At 41.6% G+C, this 18,214-nt stretch carries 24 protein-coding genes; 18 read left to right on the plus strand and 6 right to left on the minus strand.

The genetic code is table 11. The features are described from left to right. Nucleotides 1–194 precede the first annotated feature (194 nt). The 6 genes from L641_RS0113870 to L641_RS0113895 all read right to left on the minus strand — a co-directional run bounded on the left by L641_RS0113870 (nt 195) and on the right by L641_RS0113895 (nt 6,409). The gene (locus L641_RS0113870; protein WP_013466081.1) at nt 195–1,433 is read right to left on the minus strand and encodes an ABC transporter permease; all 1,239 of its coding nucleotides are present in this window, start codon (nt 1,431–1,433) and stop codon (nt 195–197) included. Further along, a complete protein-coding gene (locus L641_RS0113875) occupies nt 1,426–2,133 on the minus strand; it encodes an ABC transporter ATP-binding protein (protein ID WP_008467268.1) in 708 nt (235 codons plus the stop codon). The genes L641_RS0113870 and L641_RS0113875 overlap by 8 nt, the downstream gene beginning before the upstream one ends. Then, nucleotides 2,133–3,299: an efflux RND transporter periplasmic adaptor subunit gene (locus L641_RS0113880; RefSeq protein ID WP_024602207.1), complete on the minus strand. Its 1,167-nt coding sequence runs from the start codon at nt 3,297–3,299 to the stop codon at nt 2,133–2,135. The genes L641_RS0113875 and L641_RS0113880 overlap by 1 nt, the downstream gene beginning before the upstream one ends. A gap of 48 nt (nt 3,300–3,347) precedes the next feature. After that, entirely contained in the window at nt 3,348–4,058 is a 711-nt protein-coding gene (locus L641_RS0113885; protein ID WP_013466079.1) for a YIP1 family protein, read from the minus strand. 196 nt (nt 4,059–4,254) lie between these two features. Next, nucleotides 4,255–4,932: a TorF family putative porin gene (locus L641_RS0113890; protein WP_024602208.1), complete on the minus strand. Its 678-nt coding sequence runs from the start codon at nt 4,930–4,932 to the stop codon at nt 4,255–4,257. Between the two features lie 313 nt (nt 4,933–5,245). Then, nucleotides 5,246–6,409 (minus strand): hypothetical protein, encoded by a 1,164-nt coding sequence (locus tag L641_RS0113895; protein WP_024602209.1) that lies wholly within the window; start codon nt 6,407–6,409, stop codon nt 5,246–5,248. A gap of 267 nt (nt 6,410–6,676) precedes the next feature. Between L641_RS0113895 and L641_RS0113900 the strand changes: the two genes are divergently transcribed. From L641_RS0113900 to rplQ, 18 genes are all read left to right on the plus strand, one after another. Then, nucleotides 6,677–8,635 (plus strand): AsmA family protein, encoded by a 1,959-nt coding sequence (locus L641_RS0113900; RefSeq protein ID WP_024602210.1) that lies wholly within the window; start codon nt 6,677–6,679, stop codon nt 8,633–8,635. A gap of 274 nt (nt 8,636–8,909) precedes the next feature. Next, complete coding sequence (gene rplN / locus L641_RS0113905) at nt 8,910–9,278, plus strand: 50S ribosomal protein L14 (RefSeq protein ID WP_008115397.1); 369 nt, start codon at nt 8,910–8,912, stop codon at nt 9,276–9,278. A 10-nt stretch (nt 9,279–9,288) separates the two neighbouring features. Continuing rightward, a complete protein-coding gene (gene rplX, locus L641_RS0113910; RefSeq protein ID WP_004589210.1) occupies nt 9,289–9,603 on the plus strand; it encodes a 50S ribosomal protein L24 in 315 nt (104 codons plus the stop codon). A gap of 16 nt (nt 9,604–9,619) precedes the next feature. Continuing rightward, on the plus strand, nt 9,620–10,159 hold the full coding sequence (gene rplE, locus L641_RS0113915) for a 50S ribosomal protein L5 (protein WP_010392500.1): 540 nt from the start codon (nt 9,620–9,622) through the stop codon (nt 10,157–10,159). Nucleotides 10,160–10,169: 10 nt separating this feature from the next. Beyond that, nucleotides 10,170–10,475: a 30S ribosomal protein S14 gene (gene rpsN / locus L641_RS0113920; RefSeq protein ID WP_006794245.1), complete on the plus strand. Its 306-nt coding sequence runs from the start codon at nt 10,170–10,172 to the stop codon at nt 10,473–10,475. A 21-nt stretch (nt 10,476–10,496) separates the two neighbouring features. Continuing rightward, a complete protein-coding gene (gene rpsH / locus L641_RS0113925; RefSeq protein WP_016899320.1) occupies nt 10,497–10,889 on the plus strand; it encodes a 30S ribosomal protein S8 in 393 nt (130 codons plus the stop codon). A gap of 13 nt (nt 10,890–10,902) precedes the next feature. Continuing rightward, nucleotides 10,903–11,436 carry a 50S ribosomal protein L6 gene (gene rplF, locus L641_RS0113930; RefSeq protein ID WP_006794247.1) on the plus strand — a complete coding sequence of 178 codons (534 nt, stop codon included), beginning with the start codon at nt 10,903–10,905 and terminating at the stop codon, nt 11,434–11,436. A 9-nt stretch (nt 11,437–11,445) separates the two neighbouring features. After that, the gene (gene rplR, locus L641_RS0113935) at nt 11,446–11,796 is read left to right on the plus strand and encodes a 50S ribosomal protein L18 (RefSeq protein WP_008115388.1); all 351 of its coding nucleotides are present in this window, start codon (nt 11,446–11,448) and stop codon (nt 11,794–11,796) included. A 9-nt stretch (nt 11,797–11,805) separates the two neighbouring features. Then, nucleotides 11,806–12,312 (plus strand): 30S ribosomal protein S5, encoded by a 507-nt coding sequence (gene rpsE / locus L641_RS0113940; RefSeq protein WP_008115387.1) that lies wholly within the window; start codon nt 11,806–11,808, stop codon nt 12,310–12,312. Between the two features lie 3 nt (nt 12,313–12,315). Further along, nucleotides 12,316–12,498 carry a 50S ribosomal protein L30 gene (gene rpmD, locus L641_RS0113945; protein WP_008115384.1) on the plus strand — a complete coding sequence of 61 codons (183 nt, stop codon included), beginning with the start codon at nt 12,316–12,318 and terminating at the stop codon, nt 12,496–12,498. A gap of 4 nt (nt 12,499–12,502) precedes the next feature. After that, nucleotides 12,503–12,937, plus strand: coding sequence for a 50S ribosomal protein L15 (rplO, locus tag L641_RS0113950; protein ID WP_013466073.1), 435 nt, complete (start codon nt 12,503–12,505; stop codon nt 12,935–12,937). Between the two features lie 10 nt (nt 12,938–12,947). Continuing rightward, a complete protein-coding gene (secY, locus tag L641_RS0113955) occupies nt 12,948–14,276 on the plus strand; it encodes a preprotein translocase subunit SecY (RefSeq protein ID WP_008115380.1) in 1,329 nt (442 codons plus the stop codon). Between the two features lie 22 nt (nt 14,277–14,298). Continuing rightward, entirely contained in the window at nt 14,299–14,412 is a 114-nt protein-coding gene (rpmJ, locus tag L641_RS22970; protein WP_002959476.1) for a 50S ribosomal protein L36, read from the plus strand. A 125-nt stretch (nt 14,413–14,537) separates the two neighbouring features. Continuing rightward, nucleotides 14,538–14,894 (plus strand): 30S ribosomal protein S13, encoded by a 357-nt coding sequence (rpsM, locus tag L641_RS0113960; RefSeq protein ID WP_008115377.1) that lies wholly within the window; start codon nt 14,538–14,540, stop codon nt 14,892–14,894. Between the two features lie 12 nt (nt 14,895–14,906). Beyond that, nucleotides 14,907–15,293, plus strand: a complete 387-nt coding sequence (gene rpsK, locus L641_RS0113965; protein WP_002959471.1) for a 30S ribosomal protein S11 — start codon at nt 14,907–14,909, stop codon at nt 15,291–15,293. 21 nt (nt 15,294–15,314) lie between these two features. Then, the gene (gene rpsD, locus L641_RS0113970) at nt 15,315–15,935 is read left to right on the plus strand and encodes a 30S ribosomal protein S4 (RefSeq protein ID WP_002959461.1); all 621 of its coding nucleotides are present in this window, start codon (nt 15,315–15,317) and stop codon (nt 15,933–15,935) included. Between the two features lie 24 nt (nt 15,936–15,959). Beyond that, entirely contained in the window at nt 15,960–16,946 is a 987-nt protein-coding gene (gene rpoA, locus L641_RS0113975; RefSeq protein WP_008115371.1) for a DNA-directed RNA polymerase subunit alpha, read from the plus strand. A 39-nt stretch (nt 16,947–16,985) separates the two neighbouring features. After that, a complete protein-coding gene (rplQ, locus tag L641_RS0113980; protein ID WP_013466072.1) occupies nt 16,986–17,387 on the plus strand; it encodes a 50S ribosomal protein L17 in 402 nt (133 codons plus the stop codon). Nucleotides 17,388–18,214 lie beyond the last annotated feature (827 nt).

The following is an 18,214-nucleotide window of genomic DNA, read 5'->3' on the forward strand; positions in this document are numbered from 1 at the left end:
TTTAGAGTGTGTGGTTTAAAATAGCAGCAAAGGCTTTATCTGCTAAGGTTTATAAAACCCGCGCTACGCATAAAATATTTATATCATATTACAAGGCTTAGCCAATAGATAAGAGCCTATTAGGTATCCTAAAACAGTAAAAGTCAGCTATTTTAGGATACTATTTTAAGCAAACAGGTCGCTATTTTGAGTGTTTATTCATAACGTAAGGCATCAATGGGATTAAGCCTAGCTGCTTTTATTGCGGGAGCTAAACCAAATACAATACCGATTAAAGAGGTAAAACCAAACGACAGCATAATAGCCCAGCCTGGTATATAAGCGTCGGGCATGCTTGGTACAGAGAGCGAAATGAGCTCGGCAGCACCATAGCCAATGACTAAGCCAATTAAGCCTCCAAATAATGACAGCACCACAGCTTCAACTAAAAACTGCAACATAATAAACCCTGGTGTTGCACCGAGTGCTTTTAGTGTGCCGATAACACGGGTACGCTCAGTTACTGATACCAACATAATATTCATTACGCCAATACCGCCAACAACAAGACTGATACCAACAATCCCTGCGGTAATTGCTGTAGCGCTACCTGTAAATTTATCAACGTTAGCGCGTGCTTTTTCAGCTGTTTCAAATTCAAAGTCGTTTTCTTGATTGTCTTTTAGTTTATGTAATTGGCGTAAAATGCGAGTGATTTTAGCAAGTACCAATTCTTCATCACTGTCTTCTTTGAGTCTAAACATAATTTGTACATTGCTGCTGCTACTTGGACCCTCTAATGCGCTCATGGTACTGATGGGAATATTAATATAATCGTCTTGATCGAACCCCAATAAACTACCTTGTTTTTCAGCCACGCCAATAATTCTAAACCACTCGCCGCCAAGTTTAATATATTCGCCTACAGGGTTTTTTGGCAGGTTTAGCTTTTCAATAATGGATGGACCAATAAAAGCGACTCGACGGCGCTTTTCATCATCCTCTGCGCGAATAAAGCGCCCAAGTTCTGGAAAGGTTCTATACGCTTTTTGGTAATCTTGCTCTGTACCCATTACTCGTGATGAGTGGCTTTTATTTCCATATTCAGCGCCACCAGAAAAACGCCAGGTAAACATCAGTGCAGTGAGTGTTTCAGCCTCTTTTACTCGGGCTTTTAAGACTAAAAAATCGTTGTAAGTGAGTTTAGCATTTTTGCCCACCATTTCTTGTTCAATGCTGGTAAAGGGTTTAATTGTGGTTACATCAGGTGCCATATCTGCGAGTTGATCGTTAATTTGCTTAGTAAAGCCTTGCATAACGGCTACCACTGTAATAACCGCGGCAACCCCAATTATAATCCCTAAACAAGTGAGTGCGCTTCGCATGGCATTGGCTTTAATGGCCATTAGTGCTGCTTTTGTTCCTTCCATAATTGCAATAGCAGATTTAAACATGCTGTTTGTCTCCTTCACCTTTACGCACATCGCTCACTACCTTGCCATCAACTAAGCGAATAACTCGCTGGCAATGATCTGCAATTTCTTGTTCATGGGTAACTAAAATAATAGTGTGGCCTTCATTATGTAGCTCATCAAATAGCGCCATAATTTCGGTGGTGGTTTTACTGTCTAAGTTGCCAGTTGGTTCATCGCCAAGCAAAATGTGAGGCTTGGTTACAAGAGCACGGGCAATCGCAACACGTTGGCGTTGCCCACCTGACAATTGGCTAGATAAATGATCTACTTTATCGCCAAGGCCAACTCGTTTTAATGCATCAAGGGCTTTTTGTTTGCGCTGTTTAGCTGGTATAAAACGATAAACCAAAGGCTGCATCACATTTTCAAGTGCCGACGCACGCGGAAGTAAGTTAAAGCTCTGAAAAATAAAGCCAACACTTTCGTTACGCTGATGAGCGAGCTCGGTTTCTGTCATACTTTTTACAAGTTTATCTTTTAAAAAGTAATCCCCAGTAGTTGGAGTATCTAAGCAACCCAATAAGTTCATTAAAGTTGACTTACCTGAACCTGAAGGACCGATTATAGCGACATACTCGTTTTCATTAATGACCACGTTTACATCATCTAGGGCCTTAAATATTTGCTCACCCATTTTGTATTGCTTGTTAATATGCTCAAGCTTGATTACCGCCGACATTATTGCGCATCCTTGGCAGTTGTTTGCTTAACTTTTACCGTATCATTTTCTTTTAGTTTACTGATAGGACGTGCAGGGCCAATAACAATTCGCTCCCCTTTATTTAAACCTTGGGTAATTGCTTGCTCTATATCTGAAGAAATACCCACTTCTACATAGGCTTTGCTTACAGTGTTATCGTCGTTTAAACGCCATACAAACGTTTTGTCATCTTCTTTTTGTACGGCTTCGATAGGGAGCTTTAAGCCATTCACAGCAAGGCTTGTTGCGATTTCTGCACGGCAGCTCATACCTGCATATAGTTGCCTATCGGTATTATCAAGTAACACTTTCACTCGAAATGATAAACCTTGTGAACCTGCTTGGTTTTTTGCTGAGGTTCCAATGTTAATGACCTTGCCAGTGAAGGGTTGATTGGGGTACGCAGCAGCATAAATATCTGCATGCTGGTCCAATTTAATGCCAGCAATATCAGTTTCATCAACTCTGAGCTCAGCTAAAATAGCGCTTGGGTCGGCAACCAGCATTAAATCTGAGCCAATAATATTAGTGGTGCCGGCAATAACGGTTTCGCCTTCTTTAATATTTACTGAGGCGAGCAAACCACTCATTGGAGCACGAAATACACTTTTGCTAAGTCTATCTTCAGCGATTGAAAGAGAGGCTTTGGCTTGATTATAAGACTCTACTCTGGCTTCAATATCTATTTTGGCAAGGTCGCGTGCATTTTGTAAGTTCTCGTATACTTCTTGCCCTGCTAGGCCTACGTCATAAAGCTCTTTTTGACGTTTAAGCTGACGTTCAATATTCAAAAGGCGTGTTTTACTATGTTTTATTTCTATTTCGCTAGCTCGCAATACCGCTTTATTACGTGTTACTTCTGACTCAAAAGCAGTGGTATCTAAGCGCATTAAAATGTCGCCTTGTTTTACACTTTGCCCTTCTTCAACAAACACCTTGTCGACTCGTCCGGTTACCTCTGAACGTAACTGCACTTGAGTATTAAAGACTAAATTGCCAGAGGCCATAATGGAGTCTGCAATACTACCTTGCTCAACCTGTGCAACATTTACCTCTGGTGCTTTTTCATCACCAGTAATTTGCTTTGATACAACAAGAGCAATAAAAGCTGCAATTGCAAGGGTAATGATAATCGCTTTTTTCATTTTTATTTCCGTATTTATGAGTAGGCAGAAAAGTTTGCCTACATTCCTTTAAGCAACAATAATAATTGTCCAGATGCTGTAAATGATAATGGTCGGTAGCGCAGCAAAAAGAAGTGCTTTATTAAAGCTGAAATTAGTCCAACACTTTAACCCAATAGCAACCAAAGCTATGCTCCAAAGACTAAAAATACTTAAACTCTCCATCATATTATAGAAGCTATCTCCAAGCTCTAATCCCAGAAATAACTGATTTATAGACGCGTAATTGAATAAACTAATAGGTAATTCATTGTTACTGGCTGTAAGAACTAGCGCAACAACACCTAAACTTGAAATAACCATGGGCATCATGCTCCAAACACCAAAACCATACCACGCACCATAGCTATAATTAGCATCAGGGTCTTGCTTAGATATCAACATGTAATACCCAGATAGGAGTGCATTTATAAAAAGAAGGCCGAAAATACCCCCGCCAATTGCAAACCACACTTGGTTATCGAGGCTTTGCTCCATACTTTGACGGATCATTTTTTTCTCGCCGATTGTGGCATCCACACTCGCTGCAGCAACCTGCTGGTCTAAAATAAATTGTGAGTCTGCAGTGGTATAAAATGTATAAGCAGAGGCTGCAAGGGTTAGAGCGAGAAGTGCAAAAGCAAGCCAAGACCAGCCTTTAGCTTCTTTTAGCCCATTAAAAGCCTTGCTTGGGCTGATAAAAATGTCGATACAAGCAGATAGCGCGTTAGATGACTTCATGATTATTCCTTTATGATTTTCTCAATAGTGAACTATATAGTTATCAGTCATATACTAAGGTAAAAGCGAGGTAAGTTGATTTATTAATTGTAACGGTTTGTTAACAAGGTGTGGCGTGATTAGATCTAGTTAAGTTATTTAAAACGATAAAAGGGCCTTACGGCCCCTTAGTGTTGCAGCAAGTAACACATTCTTTTTATAAGCTAAAGTCGACAGCGTAGGCTACATAAGCCTTAACATCTGAGCCGTCCATGTCGTTATCAGATAGGCCAAAGGTAAAACCATCTTTAGACACTGATACACCATAATCAATAATATTGTCATCACCGATGAAATCGCCTGAGTAATGCCCTATGTGTAGCGCCATTTCAGTGCCATTGCTACCAACAGCGAAGCTGTAATCGGCGTTTAAATACAGTGAATCACCAAAATCAGTACCATCACCACTGGCAGCAGATGTTGCAAGTACGGCTGCACCAAATGTAAAACCTTGCACACTAATGCTACCGTAAACTTCTGAAAAATCAGCATCTGCACCTGATGCCGCATCTGGGTAAGCGTAATAAATATAACCTACGTCATAACTTACGTTTTCATTAATAGCGCCGCCAAAACCTGCGTATAAATCTAGTTCGTAGGTCATTTCATCGGCCCAAGACGCATTTGACGCCCAGGTACCCGCATAAAAGCCAGATTCATTAGCGTAATCAATACCACCAGATACAGCTGCATCGCCCCCAGTTTGCTCTTGTCCGCGCCATAAGTAGTTAGAAGTAGCTGCTGCATTGGCTGTTACTTCGGCAAAGGCCGTTGTTGATGCCATTCCTGTTAATGCCAATGCACTGATGAGTATTGTTTTTTGTAGTTTTAGCATGTTTCATTTCCCATTGTATGATTTTGCACGCCAAGGTTTTTATTATAAACGACTACAACCTTTTGAATGGCGGCGTATTATTAGGTTACTGCAGGGGGAATTGCACTGTATGTGCCAGCTTCCATTTATTTAATAAAAAATAAATTTTATATTATAAAACAAAGTGTTGAAATTATGCGCAAAGACGCTTTGTGAAAAGTATGTAAGGAAAGAACACACTGCTGGTGCAAAAAAAAGCCTGGCTGCACCATTAGAGCGCTACCAGGCTACCTATATTAGGGTCTGTTAAAGCTAATTGCGTTTGATATACGTCTTATCCAAAAATGGTACGCATAAGTGTAATTGTTTCGTTTACACCACGGCCTTTTTGTACTTCGTTAATAATAGAATCACGCTTAGCACGAATATGCTCTGGGATATCATCAGCAGCAAGTGCGCGGTCTACTAATATTTCAGCCGATTCTTTTCCTCGGCGTGGCGCTTTACTGCTGCTCGAAGTACTACGTGTAGGTTTATTAAGTAGCTTAATGTAGTTAGAGTTATCTGCAGTATTCGTATCTGCATAATAAAAAAAGCAAGGTATTAGCGCTTTTATATCCACTAACTGAGTTTCTAGTTCATTACCTGCATTGGCCATTTTAAACCATGACATAGCGTGAATGCTTTGTACTACATCTTGCCAGTAACGCTCAAAGTCACGGTTATTTAATTTGGTGATACCAAGTGCGGAGCAAAGTGCGTCTAAGCGACTGTTACTAATTGGAGTAAACACATCAGGGCGACGCATTGCTAATAAACGGGTGGCAGGCGCCAGAGTTGGTTTTTCATCACTACCATTAAATGCACTCAAATAAGCAATTACAAATTGTTGGTAATTACCTAGCGCTACATCACCCTCAAGTGGAATGTTGCTGAGTGCATCGTCGAATGCGCCTGGCAAATCAGCCAGCATCTGGTGAAAACCTTTGGCGCTTTTGGTAGAGGCAAACCATTCTACATCAAAGTTATAAGTACTCGGATCGAGTGATGCCATGTGCTTACCGCTAAAAGCGAGTAAGTCTTCAGGGATCATCTCTTTTAACGGCTTTTCACGTAGGCCTGCAATATAAGTAGTTAAACGTAGCTGCTCATCAAGTGCCACCAGTTCTTTATGTTGATCTACAAACATACTCACTACTGGCCAAGGTGCTACCCGTAATGTTTTTAACTGTAAAAAGCTAATGGCTGAAATAAGTTGGTCATGCAGCTTTTTTAATAGTGGTAATTGTTGGGTTTCGAGTAAGTCGTAATTAATACGGTCGCGGCTTGCACTTAATAGCTCATAACACCAACCTAAAAAGTCTTCTGGATGGTTTTCCACTTTCACAGCCATCAGGTTTAGGCTTAGCTCTGAAGATTGCTTCAGAATATTTTGATAAATTTGACTTTCTTGCTCGCCTAATGCCATTTTTGACGGTGAAATTAGCAGTTTCTTCATGCCTTGTAGACTCTCCGGTTAGATATACTTTTTAGTCGCTTTATTTTAGCTTATTTAGGCTAAATACAACAGGGGCGCGCATCATACCGAACAATTGCATCAATGTAATCAGGAGCATGAATCTTTAAGTTTATTAAAGTGAGCCTTCAAAACCTGATTTAGAAAGAGAAGAGCTATAGTTAATACATTTTTTATTTATTTAACAATGCTTTTGGCGCTAACTCCCGCTATGATAAGAACATTATTTGCACGTTTGAAAGGATGATCATGAAAACCTTATTTAAAGTTATTGGTGTCATATTATTGCTATGCATAGCGTTAATTGTTGCTGCACCATTTTTAATTCCTACTGATACCATTTTTAATAAAGTGTCTGAGCAGGTAGAAAAAACAACCGGGCGAACATTAACGATAAAGGGCGATAAAACCCTCAGTGTATTTCCTGCATTAAAGCTGGAGCTTAATGATGTGCATTTTGCCAATATGTCCAGTGGCTCTCGCGCTGATATGGCAAGTATGCAGCAACTTGCCGTTCATATTCCTTGGCTTTCATTACTCGGTGGCGAACTAAAGCTAGAAAAGTTTGTAATTAATGAGCCTGATATTTTGCTAGAAACCGATAAAAGCGGCAAAGCAAACTGGCAGTTATTTGATGCAGTGGCCAAGCAACCTGAGCAGCAAGCTCAATCGGGTGAGGCAGTCAAACTACCTGAAAACTTTGATATTCAATTAGGTGAAGTCGCTATTTATGGCGGGTCGTTTACATATTTAGATGGTCAAACGGGTGCTAAACAACAAATTAGCGATTTAGAACTGGCTATATTACTGCCTTCACTGCGCAAACAGCTTGAAGTAACCGGTGCTATTACTTATATGCAAGAGCGATTTGAGCTTGATGTAAAACTTGATACTCCAGCAAAAGCGATTGAAGGTGCCACATTTAATGTAAAGCAAACGCTTAACTCACGTTTAGTAGATTTAACATTTGATGGCAGCATAGCCAAACAAGGCCAAGATATTAAAGGATTATTAGCACTTAACGGTGATTCAGTTAAAAATATTGCTAACTGGCAAGGGGTTGACTTAAACGCTAAAGACAATGCGTTTAATGCCTTTAGTATCAATGCCCAAATGCACTTGCTCAGTGAGGAGTTTAACCTAACTGAATTAGTTGCAACGCTCGATGCACTCGAGATTAAAGGTAAAAGTAAGGTGAATCTAGGCCGTCGTTTAGCGGTTAATGCTGATATTGACCTAGGGATGCTTGATTTAAATCCTTACTTACCAGAAACCGTAGCTAAAAAAGAAGCCCCTGCAAAAGACGAGTCTAAGCCTGCAGAGCCAATAGTGTGGGATGATACTAAAATTGATTTAAGTGGCTTGAATGCATTAGATGCAAATGTGATTGTCCGTTCAAGTGGCTTAAAAGCGAACGATATTAAACTCGGCGCAAACCAGTTTACTGTGGCACTAAAAAATAGCGTTGCTAAATTAAGTTTAGACAGCTTTGCGGCTTATGAAGGAACAGGTAAAGGGGTGGTGACTATCAATGCTCAAAATACCCCTTATAAAATAGCAACCAACTTCGATTTAGATAAAATAGACGCACAGCCATTACTTAGCGATGCTGCAGGCTTTGATAAGCTAATGGGCAAGGGCTCTTTAAACTGGAATCTAACCACAGCAGGGCAAAGCCAAAAAACGTTTATTAACGCGCTTAATGGTAAACTAGGATTCAAGTTCGCTGATGGTGCAGTTAAGGGAGCAAACGTAGCAGAAATGGTGCGTAAGGGGAAAGAGCTAGTTAAAGGCAACTTTAATGCCGTGTCTGAGGGATTAGATACAGGATTTGAGGAATCTGAGAAAACAGATTTCTCTGCACTTTCTGGTAGTTTTAACTTTACCAATGGCGTAGGCAAAAATAATGATTTATCGTTGATCAGCCCTTTAATACGCATTTCAGGTGAAGGAGACGTTGATTTACCGCAAACGCTTGTTAACTATCGACTAGTAACAGGCGTCGTTGACTCTATTGAAGGTCAAGGTACAACCGATGACAGTACTGGCTTTAAAGTTCCTTTGCGCATAAAAGGCCCGTTTCATGACGTGAATATAAAGCTTGATGTAAGCAATGCTTTAAAAGATGAAGCTAAGCAAAAGCTTGATGATGCAAAAGACAAAGCTAAAGATAAAATTAAAGACAAATTAAAAGGTTTGTTTGGCTAATTTTAATTACTGATATAAAACAAGGCATCAACAAGATGCCTTGTTTGTTTTATAACCACCTGTAAATTAGATAAATAGCATAGAAAACCTCGTTTTAATTTAGCATCCCTATTAAATTAATTAAAAAATAACCTACCACTCCCCCCTCAATGCTGATACAATTGCCCGCCCTTAAGAGACATCTAGTATGTTTTTTGAGTGGAATTCAATCGAAATGTCTTGATTTTAAACAAATTTAAGACAAGTTGTAATTACTACACCGGAGGTCATTAACATGATCCAAATGCAAACTCAGCTGGAAGTTGCTGATAACAGCGGCGCTCGCAAAGTGCAGTGTATAAAAGTCCTTGGTGGTTCACACCGTCGCTATGCAGCGATTGGCGATATCATTAAAGTTTCTGTAAAAGAAGCGATTCCTCGCGGTAAAGTGAAGAAAGGTGATGTTAAAAACGCGGTAGTTGTGCGTACCAAAAAAGGCGTTCGTCGTCCAGACGGTTCATTGATCCGTTTCGACAGCAATGCGGCTGTTATCTTAAATGATAACTTGCAGCCTATTGGTACTCGTATTTTCGGCCCTGTGACTCGCGAACTTCGTAATGAAAAGTTCATGAAAATCGTTTCACTAGCCCCAGAAGTACTGTAAGGAGTCTATCATGGCAGCAAAAATCCGTCGTGATGACGAAGTAATCGTACTAGCAGGTAAAGACAAAGGTAAGCGCGGCAAAGTGCTTTCAGTTGTAACCGAGTCTGGTCGAGTATTTGTCGAAGGCATTAACTTAATCAAGAAACACCAAAAGCCGGTTCCACAGTTGAACCAAGCTGGCGGTATTGTTGAGAAAGAGGCGTCTATCGACGTATCAAACGTTGCGATCTACAACTCGGAAACGAGCAAAGCAGATCGTGTAGGTTTCAAGATTGAAGATGGTAAGAAATTACGTATCTTTAAATCTACTGGTAAAACTATCTAATAGTTGGAGTAGAATGATGGCGAAACTGCATGAAGTATATAAAGACAAAGTAGTTGCTGAACTTCAAGAGAAGTTTGGTTTCAGCTCTGTCATGCAAGTCCCTCAGATCGAAAAGATCACATTAAACATGGGTGTGGGCGAAGCCTTAGCTGACAAGAAGATTTTAGATAACGCTGTTGCGGATCTAGAAGCTATCTCTGGTCAGAAACCTTTAATCACTAAAGCACGCAAATCTGTTGCTGGCTTCAAAGTGCGTGAAGGTTACCCGATTGGTTGTAAAGTAACCCTACGCGGCGAGCGTATGTGGGACTTTTTTGAGCGTTTGGTTTCAATCGCTATCCCACGTATCCGTGACTTCCGTGGTGTGAGTGCTAAGTCTTTTGATGGACGCGGTAACTACAGCATGGGCGTACGTGAACAAATCATCTTCCCAGAAATTGATTATGATAAAGTAGACCGTGTACGCGGTATGGATATCACAATCACTACATCTGCGAAATCAGATGAGGAAGGCCGTGCGTTGTTAGAAGCGTTTAACTTCCCATTCAAGAAATAAGGGTAGGGTTATGGCAAAGAATTCTATGAAAGCGCGCGAAGCAAAGCGCACTAAACTAGTTGCTCAGTACGCTGAAAAGCGTGCAGCACTAAAAGCTATCATCAGTGATGTTAATACATCTGAAGATGATCGTTGGGACGCGGTACTTAAGCTACAAGCTTTACCTCGTGATTCTAGCCCTGCACGTCAACGTAATCGTTGTAACATTACGGGCCGCCCACATGGTTTCCTTCGCAAATTCGGCATGAGCCGTATTAAAGTTCGCGAAGCAGCTATGCGCGGTGAAATTCCTGGCCTTAAAAAGGCTAGCTGGTAATAGAATCATGGGAGTAAGACTATGAGCTTGCAAGATCCTATCGCGGATTTATTTACACGAATCCGTAACGGTCAGTCAGCGAAGAAAGTATCTGTAACGATGCCTAATTCGAAACTGAAAGTAGCAGTAGCTAATGTATTAAAAAATGAAGGTTACATCGCAGACTTCTCAGTAAGTGGTGATGTAAAACCTGAGCTTTCTATCGAGTTAAAGTACTTCGAAGGCAAAGCTGTTATTGAAAATATCCAGCGTGTAAGTCGCCCTGGTCTACGTATCTATAAGAGACGTGACGAATTACCAAAGGTAATGGGTGGTTTAGGTATCGCTATCGTATCAACTTCTAAAGGCCTAATGACAGACCGCGCAGCACGTAGTGCAGGCGTTGGTGGTGAAATCATTGGTTTTGTAGCTTAATCGGAGGGGAACTATGTCTCGCATAGCAAAGGCACCAATAAACGTTCCTGCCGGTGTAGAAGTTACATTAAAAGGCCAGGAAATCACAGTTAAAGGCAAAAACGGTGAACTTACTCGTACTATCAACGATGCAGTTGAAGTACAAGTTAACGACAACGTTATTACAACTTTACCTCGTGAAGGCGTAGCCAATGCATGGGCACAAGCAGGTACTGCTCGCGCTCTAATCAACAACATGGTTGTTGGTACGCATGAAGGTTACGAGAAGAAACTTCAGTTAGTAGGTGTTGGTTACCGTGCTGCAGCTAAGGGCAAAGTTTTAGACTTAACTCTTGGTTTCTCGCACCCAGTTAATTTCGCAGTTCCTGAAGGAATTACGATTGAAACTCCAAGCCAAACAGAAGTTCTAGTTAAGGGCGTAGATAAGCAGTTAGTTGGTCAAACAGCTGCTAACATTCGTGCATACCGTAAACCTGAGCCTTATAAAGGTAAAGGTGTTCGTTATTCAGATGAGAATGTACGCCGTAAAGAGGCTAAGAAGAAGTAAGGTAAGACGATGGATAAAAAAACAGCTCGTCTACGTCGTGCTAAACGCACTCGTAGAAATTATATTGAACAAGGCACAACGCGTCTTGTTATCCACCGCACGCCACGTCACATTTACGCTCAAGTTGTAAACGCTGAGGGTAATGTACTGGCTGCTGCTTCTACTGTTGAGAAAGCTATTAGCGAAACAGTTAAAGGCACAGGCAACGTTGCAGCTGCACAAGCAGTTGGTAAAGCGGTTGCTGAACGTGCGGCTGACAAAGGCATCGAAAAGATTGCTTTTGATCGCAGTGGCTTTAAATATCACGGCCGTGTGAAGGCGCTAGCTGATGCTGCGCGTGAAGCCGGTTTGCAATTCTAGGAGTAGACAATGGCTAACGTAGAAGCAAAGCAACAACAGCCTGATTTAGCTGAAAAGCTAATCGCGGTGAACCGTGTGTCTAAAGTAGTTAAAGGTGGTCGTATCTTTAGCTTTACTGCACTAACTGTAGTTGGTGATGGCGCAGGTAAAGTAGGTTTCGGTTATGGTAAAGCACGTGAAGTTCCAGCTGCTATTCAAAAAGCAATGGAAAAAGCACGTCGTAACATGATCAACGTAGACCTAAATGGCAACACATTACAGCATCCTGTTAAAGGACGTCATGCTGGCTCACAAGTGTTTATGAAACCAGCATCTGAAGGTACTGGTATCATTGCAGGTGGTGCTATGCGTGCAGTACTTGAAGTGACTGGTGTGCAGAACGTACTTTCTAAATGTTACGGTTCTACTAACCCGATCAACGTTGTACGTGCAACGATCTCAGCTCTTGAGAACATGAATTCTCCTCAGTCGATCGCTGCAAAACGTGGTCTTCGAGTAGATGAGATTTTGGGGTAAACCATGGCTAATAAAACTGTAAAAGTAACACAAGTAAAAAGCTCTATCGGTCGTTTACCGAAGCATAAAGCTACATTACGCGGTCTTGGTTTACGTCGTATCAATCACACTGTTGAGTTAGAAGACACAGCATGTGTACGTGGTATGATTAACCAGGTTTATTACATGGTTAAGGTAGAGGGGTAATTCGATGCATTTGAATACACTTTCACCTGCTGCAGGTTCAAAAACTGCTCCAAAACGTGTTGGTCGTGGTATCGGTTCTGGTCTTGGTAAGACTGGTGGCCGTGGTCACAAAGGTCAAAAATCACGTTCTGGCGGTAAAGTACGCGTTGGTTTCGAAGGCGGTCAAATGCCTATGCAACGTCGTCTACCTAAGTTCGGTTTCACTTCTCGCAAATCATTAGTATCTGCAGAAATTAACCTATACGAAATCGCTAAAGTTGAAGGCGATGTGGTAGACCTAAGCGCGTTACAAGCAGCTGGTCTAGTTAAAAAGAACGTTCAGTTCGTTAAAGTTGTTAAATCTGGCGAAGTTTCACGCGCTGTTACCGTTAAAGGCCTTAAGGCTACTAAAGGTGCACGCGAAGCTATCGAAGCTGCCGGAGGCAAGGTAGAAGACTAAGGAAGTACTAATGGCTAAACCAGGTCAAGATACACAAAGTGCACAAGGTGGACTTTCGGAATTGAAGCGCCGATTACTCTTCGTATTGGGTGCTATCATAATTTACCGTCTAGGTTCATTTGTGCCGATCCCTGGGATTGACGCCGCTGTACTTGCCGATTTCTTCGAGCAACAAAAGGGCACCATTGTTGAGATGTTCAACATGTTTAGCGGTGGTGCGCTTGAGCGAGCTTCAGTGTTAGCACTGGGTATCATGCCGTATATCTCGGCTTCGATTATTACGCAACTATTAACGCATATGTATCCGCCGTTTATAGAGCTTAAGAAAGAAGGTGAGCAAGGGCGTAAAAAGATAAGCCAGTACACACGCTACGGCACGCTTGTGCTTGCTACTATCCAATCAATCGGTATTGCCACAAGCTTACCGGGCATGATGAACGGGTTAGTTGTTAACCCAGGTATGGGATTCTATTTCACCGCAGTGGTGAGTTTAGTAACCGGTACTATGTTCCTTATGTGGTTGGGCGAACAGATAACAGAACGTGGTATCGGTAACGGTATCTCAGTTCTAATATTTGTTGGTATTGTAGCTAACCTGCCGTCTGCTATTGGTTCGACAGCCGAAATGGCGCGCCAAGGTGATTTGAATGTTTTTGTACTGTTGATGGTTGCGGTTATAGTATTCGCTGTTACTTATCTTGTTGTATTCTTTGAACGTGGACAACGACGTATCGTTGTTAACTACGCCAAACGTCAACAAGGTCGTCAAGTATTTGCTGCTCAAAGCACGCATTTACCTCTGAAAGTAAATATGGCGGGTGTTATTCCACCAATCTTCGCTAGCAGTATAATTCTGTTCCCTGGTACAATTGCAAGCTGGTTCGGCCAGGGTGAAGGTCCGGTTGCTGATGTGCTACAAGCAATTGCTACAACGTTGACTCCAGGTCAGCCTTTGTATGCAATGGTTTTAGCTGCGGCTATCATCTTCTTCTGCTTTTTCTACACAGCGTTGGTTTTTAACCCGCGTGAAACGGCAGACAACCTGAAAAAATCTGGCGCATTTATCCCAGGTATTCGTCCAGGTGAGCAGACATCTAAATACATTGATAAAGTGATGACACGCCTGACATTGGCAGGTGCTTTGTATATAACCTTTATCTGTCTGGTGCCCGAATTCATGACTATGGCATGGCAAACGCCATTCTATTTCGGCGGTACATCAATTTTGATTATCGTTGTAGTAATCATGGACTTTATGGCACAAGTACAGACGCATCTGATGTCACATCAGTATGATTCTGTGCTGAAAAAAGCGAACCTTAAAGGCTACGGTCGATAAGGTCAGTTTACGGAGTTGAGCAATGAAAGTACGTGCTTCCGTTAAGAAAATATGCCGTAACTGTAAAGTTATTAAACGTGCTGGTGTAGTACGCGTAATTTGCAGTGAGCCTAAGCATAAGCAAAGGCAAGGCTAAGTAAACAGTCGTGCAGGCTGAGGTTTCTCGGCCTGTGTTTTTAGTTGTGATTTGGTCTTCGTTTGAGTATCCTTACGGGCTTTTCAAACAGATGATTACCAAATTCAAATATAGGAGATGTGTTAGTGGCCCGTATCGCTGGCATTAACGTCCCTGATCATAAACATGCAGTTATTGGTTTAACAGCTATTTATGGCATAGGTAAGACTCGCTCTAAGGCTATCTTAGAAGCGACTGGTATCGCCGAGACCACAAAAATCGGTGAACTTTCAGACGAAACACTTGACGTATTGCGTGAAGCAGTTGGCAAGTACACTGTAGAAGGTGACCTTCGTCGTGAAGTTACTTTGAATATCAAGCGCCTTATGGACCTTGGTTGTTTCCGTGGCCTACGTCACCGTCGCTCTTTACCACTTCGTGGTCAAAGAACAAAGACTAACGCGCGTACCCGTAAGGGTCCTCGTAAGCCTATTAAGCGATAAGGGGATAGTAAAATGGCTAAGACACCAATTCGTCGTAAAAAGGTTAAAAAGCAAGTTGCTGATGGTATGGCTCATGTTCATGCGTCTTTCAACAACACTATTGTAACAATTACCGACCGTCAAGGTAATGCACTATCATGGGCTACTGCCGGTGGTTCAGGTTTCCGTGGTTCACGTAAATCTACTCCATTTGCTGCTCAGGTTGCTGCAGAGCGTGCAGGTACTGCTGCTCAAGAATACGGTTTAAAAAATCTAGAAGTTTTCATCAAAGGTCCAGGTCCAGGTCGTGAATCTGCTGTACGTGCTTTGAATGCTGCTGGTTACCGTATCACCAACATTACTGACGTGACGCCAATACCACACAATGGTTGTCGTCCACCGAAGAAACGTCGCGTTTAACAATAGGTTAGGAGAAATAACATGGCAAGATATTTGGGCCCTAAGCTCAAGCTGAGTCGTCGTGAAGGTACTGACCTGTTCCTTAAGAGCGGCGTAAGAGCTATCGACTCTAAGTGTAAACTTGAGACTGCACCTGGTCAGCACGGCGCTCGTAAAGGACGCTTATCTGATTACGGTTTACAATTACGTGAAAAGCAAAAAGTACGTCGTATCTACGGTGTATTAGAAAAGCAATTCCGTAACTACTACAAAGAAGCTGCTCGCCTTAAAGGTAATACAGGTGAAAACTTGTTACAGCTTTTAGAGCAACGTTTAGACAATGTTGTATATCGCATGGGTTTTGCTAGCACACGCGCTGAAGCACGTCAGTTAGTAAGCCACAAAGCGATTCTAGTTAATGGTCGTGTTGTGAACATTCCTTCATACGTAATTACTCCAGAAGATACTGTTGTAATCCGTGAGAAGTCTAAGACACAAGCACGTATCATCGCTGCTCTAGAGTTGGCTGAGCAACGTGAAAAGCCGACTTGGGTTGAAGTTGACGGTAAGAAATTGGAAGGTAGCTTCAAGCGCCTACCTGAGCGTTCAGATCTGTCTGCGGACATTAATGAACAACTAATCGTCGAACTTTACTCTAAGTAAAGTTAAGAGTTAAGAGAGGATAAAATGCAGGGTTCTGTTACAGAATTTCTAAAACCAAGGTTAGTCGATATCGACGCTATAAACCCAACGCGTTCTAAAGTAGTTTTAGAACCACTCGAGCGTGGCTTTGGTCACACTTTGGGTAATGCCTTACGCCGTATACTGTTATCATCTATGCCTGGATGTGCAGTAACTGAAGTTGAAATCGACGGTGTATTGCATGAGTACAGCGCGAAAGAAGGCGTACAAGAAGACATCATTGAAATACTACTAAACCTTAAAGGTCTAGCGGTAACGTTAGAAGGCAAAGATGAAGTTTTTCTGACCCTGACTAAATCTGGTGTAGGCCCTGTGACTGCGGCAGATATTCAGCACGATGGCGATGTAACAATTGCTAACCCAGATCATGTTATTTGTAATTTAACTACAAATAACAGCGAGATCAGCATGCGTATTCGTGTTGAGCGTGGTCGTGGTTATGTGCCGGCATCTAGTCGTTTATCCTCTGATGACGATGAGCGTCCAATTGGTCGATTGCTGCTTGATGCATCATTCAGCCCAGTTGAACGTATTGCGTACTCGGTTGAATCAGCCCGTGTTGAGCAACGTACAGACTTAGACAAGTTAATCATTGATATGGAAACAAACGGCACTTTAGATCCTGAAGAAGCGATCCGCCGTGCGTCTACTATCTTAGCTGAGCAACTAGATGCATTCGTAGATTTACGCGATGTAACTGAGCCAGAAGAGAAAGAAGAGAAGCCAGAATTCGATCCTATTCTACTTCGTCCAGTTGATGATCTTGAACTAACAGTACGTTCAGCAAACTGTTTGAAAGCCGAGCAAATTCAATATATCGGTGATTTAGTTCAGCGCACTGAAGTTGAGCTTCTTAAAACGCCTAATTTAGGTAAGAAGTCTCTAACTGAAATAAAAGACGTGCTAGCTTCACGTGGTCTTTCTCTAGGTATGCGCCTAGAAAATTGGCCGCCTGCAAGCCTAGCTGAATAATCTAAATCACTATATTAGTTTAGTTAGAAGGATAGGGTCATGCGCCATCGTAAGAGTGGTCGTCAATTAAACCGTAACAGTAGCCATCGTAAAGCGATGTTCAGCAATATGGCAGGTTCTTTGGTGAAACATGAAATCATCAAAACTACTTTGCCTAAAGCGAAAGAGTTACGCCGTGTAATTGAACCTTTAATCACACTGGCTAAGACTGACAGCGTAGCAAATCGCCGTTTAGCATTTGCCCGCACGCGTGATAATGAAGTAGTTGGTAAATTGTTCAGCGAAATCGGTCCTCGTAATACAGACCGTCCAGGTGGTTACACTCGTATTCTTAAGTGTGGCTTCCGTGCTGGTGATAATGCACCAATGGCTTATATTGAACTAGTTGGTCGCCCAGCGGCGAGCGAAGAAGTTCAAGAAGACGCACAGTCTGCAGAGTAAGTCTTTAAAGAGACACCAAAAAGCCGAGCTTATGCTCGGCTTTTTAATACCTAAAATTTATCACACGGTAATAGGGTCGCGACAAGTCCTCCCCAATTTTTTTATCAATAATAAACAACAGCCCCATATCAATAAAGGCAGTCTATTTGCTACTAACAGAAAAATAGTTCGCTTATTTAAATACTTTCTTCATGTTACCCCTGACCTATATATGCTATTTAGCTATGATTGGTAAAAATAAGCTAATTATATAACTTAAGGTTGTGATTAACGTCATAGGTTGAAACAGTAAATACATAAGTAAAGAAAGCCTTATCTATATGCTATGTTTTTTGCCAAATGCCCTTAGTGTTCTACTAGCTAAAATAGTTATAGCAAGAAATCGGATGCTATTTGCAAGCGATTTCAACATCAACATCAACACGTTATCATTAAAAAATAACTTATAACCTCATTTGAAGCTAAATATGCTTGAGTTTAGTTGTCTTTTTAAGCGTTTAGTTGTAATTTTGTTCGAACAGTCATTTATTTCAAGTTTTCTTCAAAAAAGGGTTGATCTGTTTTCGGATCTCCCTATAATGCGACCCCACTGAGACGGCAGAGCGCAACGCATAGCGAGGCACGAGCTACTCAGAGAGTTAAGTAAAACTTGAGTTTAAATCATCGCAAGAAAGTTTAAAATTAAGTGTTGACAAAAAAATAGGAAAGCGTAATATGCGCAGCCCTAGCGAGATAAAGTTAAGCGCTTTAATCGCAACGTTCTTTAACAATATAAAGCAATCATCTGTGTGGGCACTCGTACAGATTGAGTTCTAACAGCCAAGCTA

This window comes from Pseudoalteromonas sp. TB41, from assembly GCF_000497975.1.
GTDB classification, from domain to species: Bacteria; Pseudomonadota; Gammaproteobacteria; order Enterobacterales; family Alteromonadaceae; genus Pseudoalteromonas; species Pseudoalteromonas tetraodonis.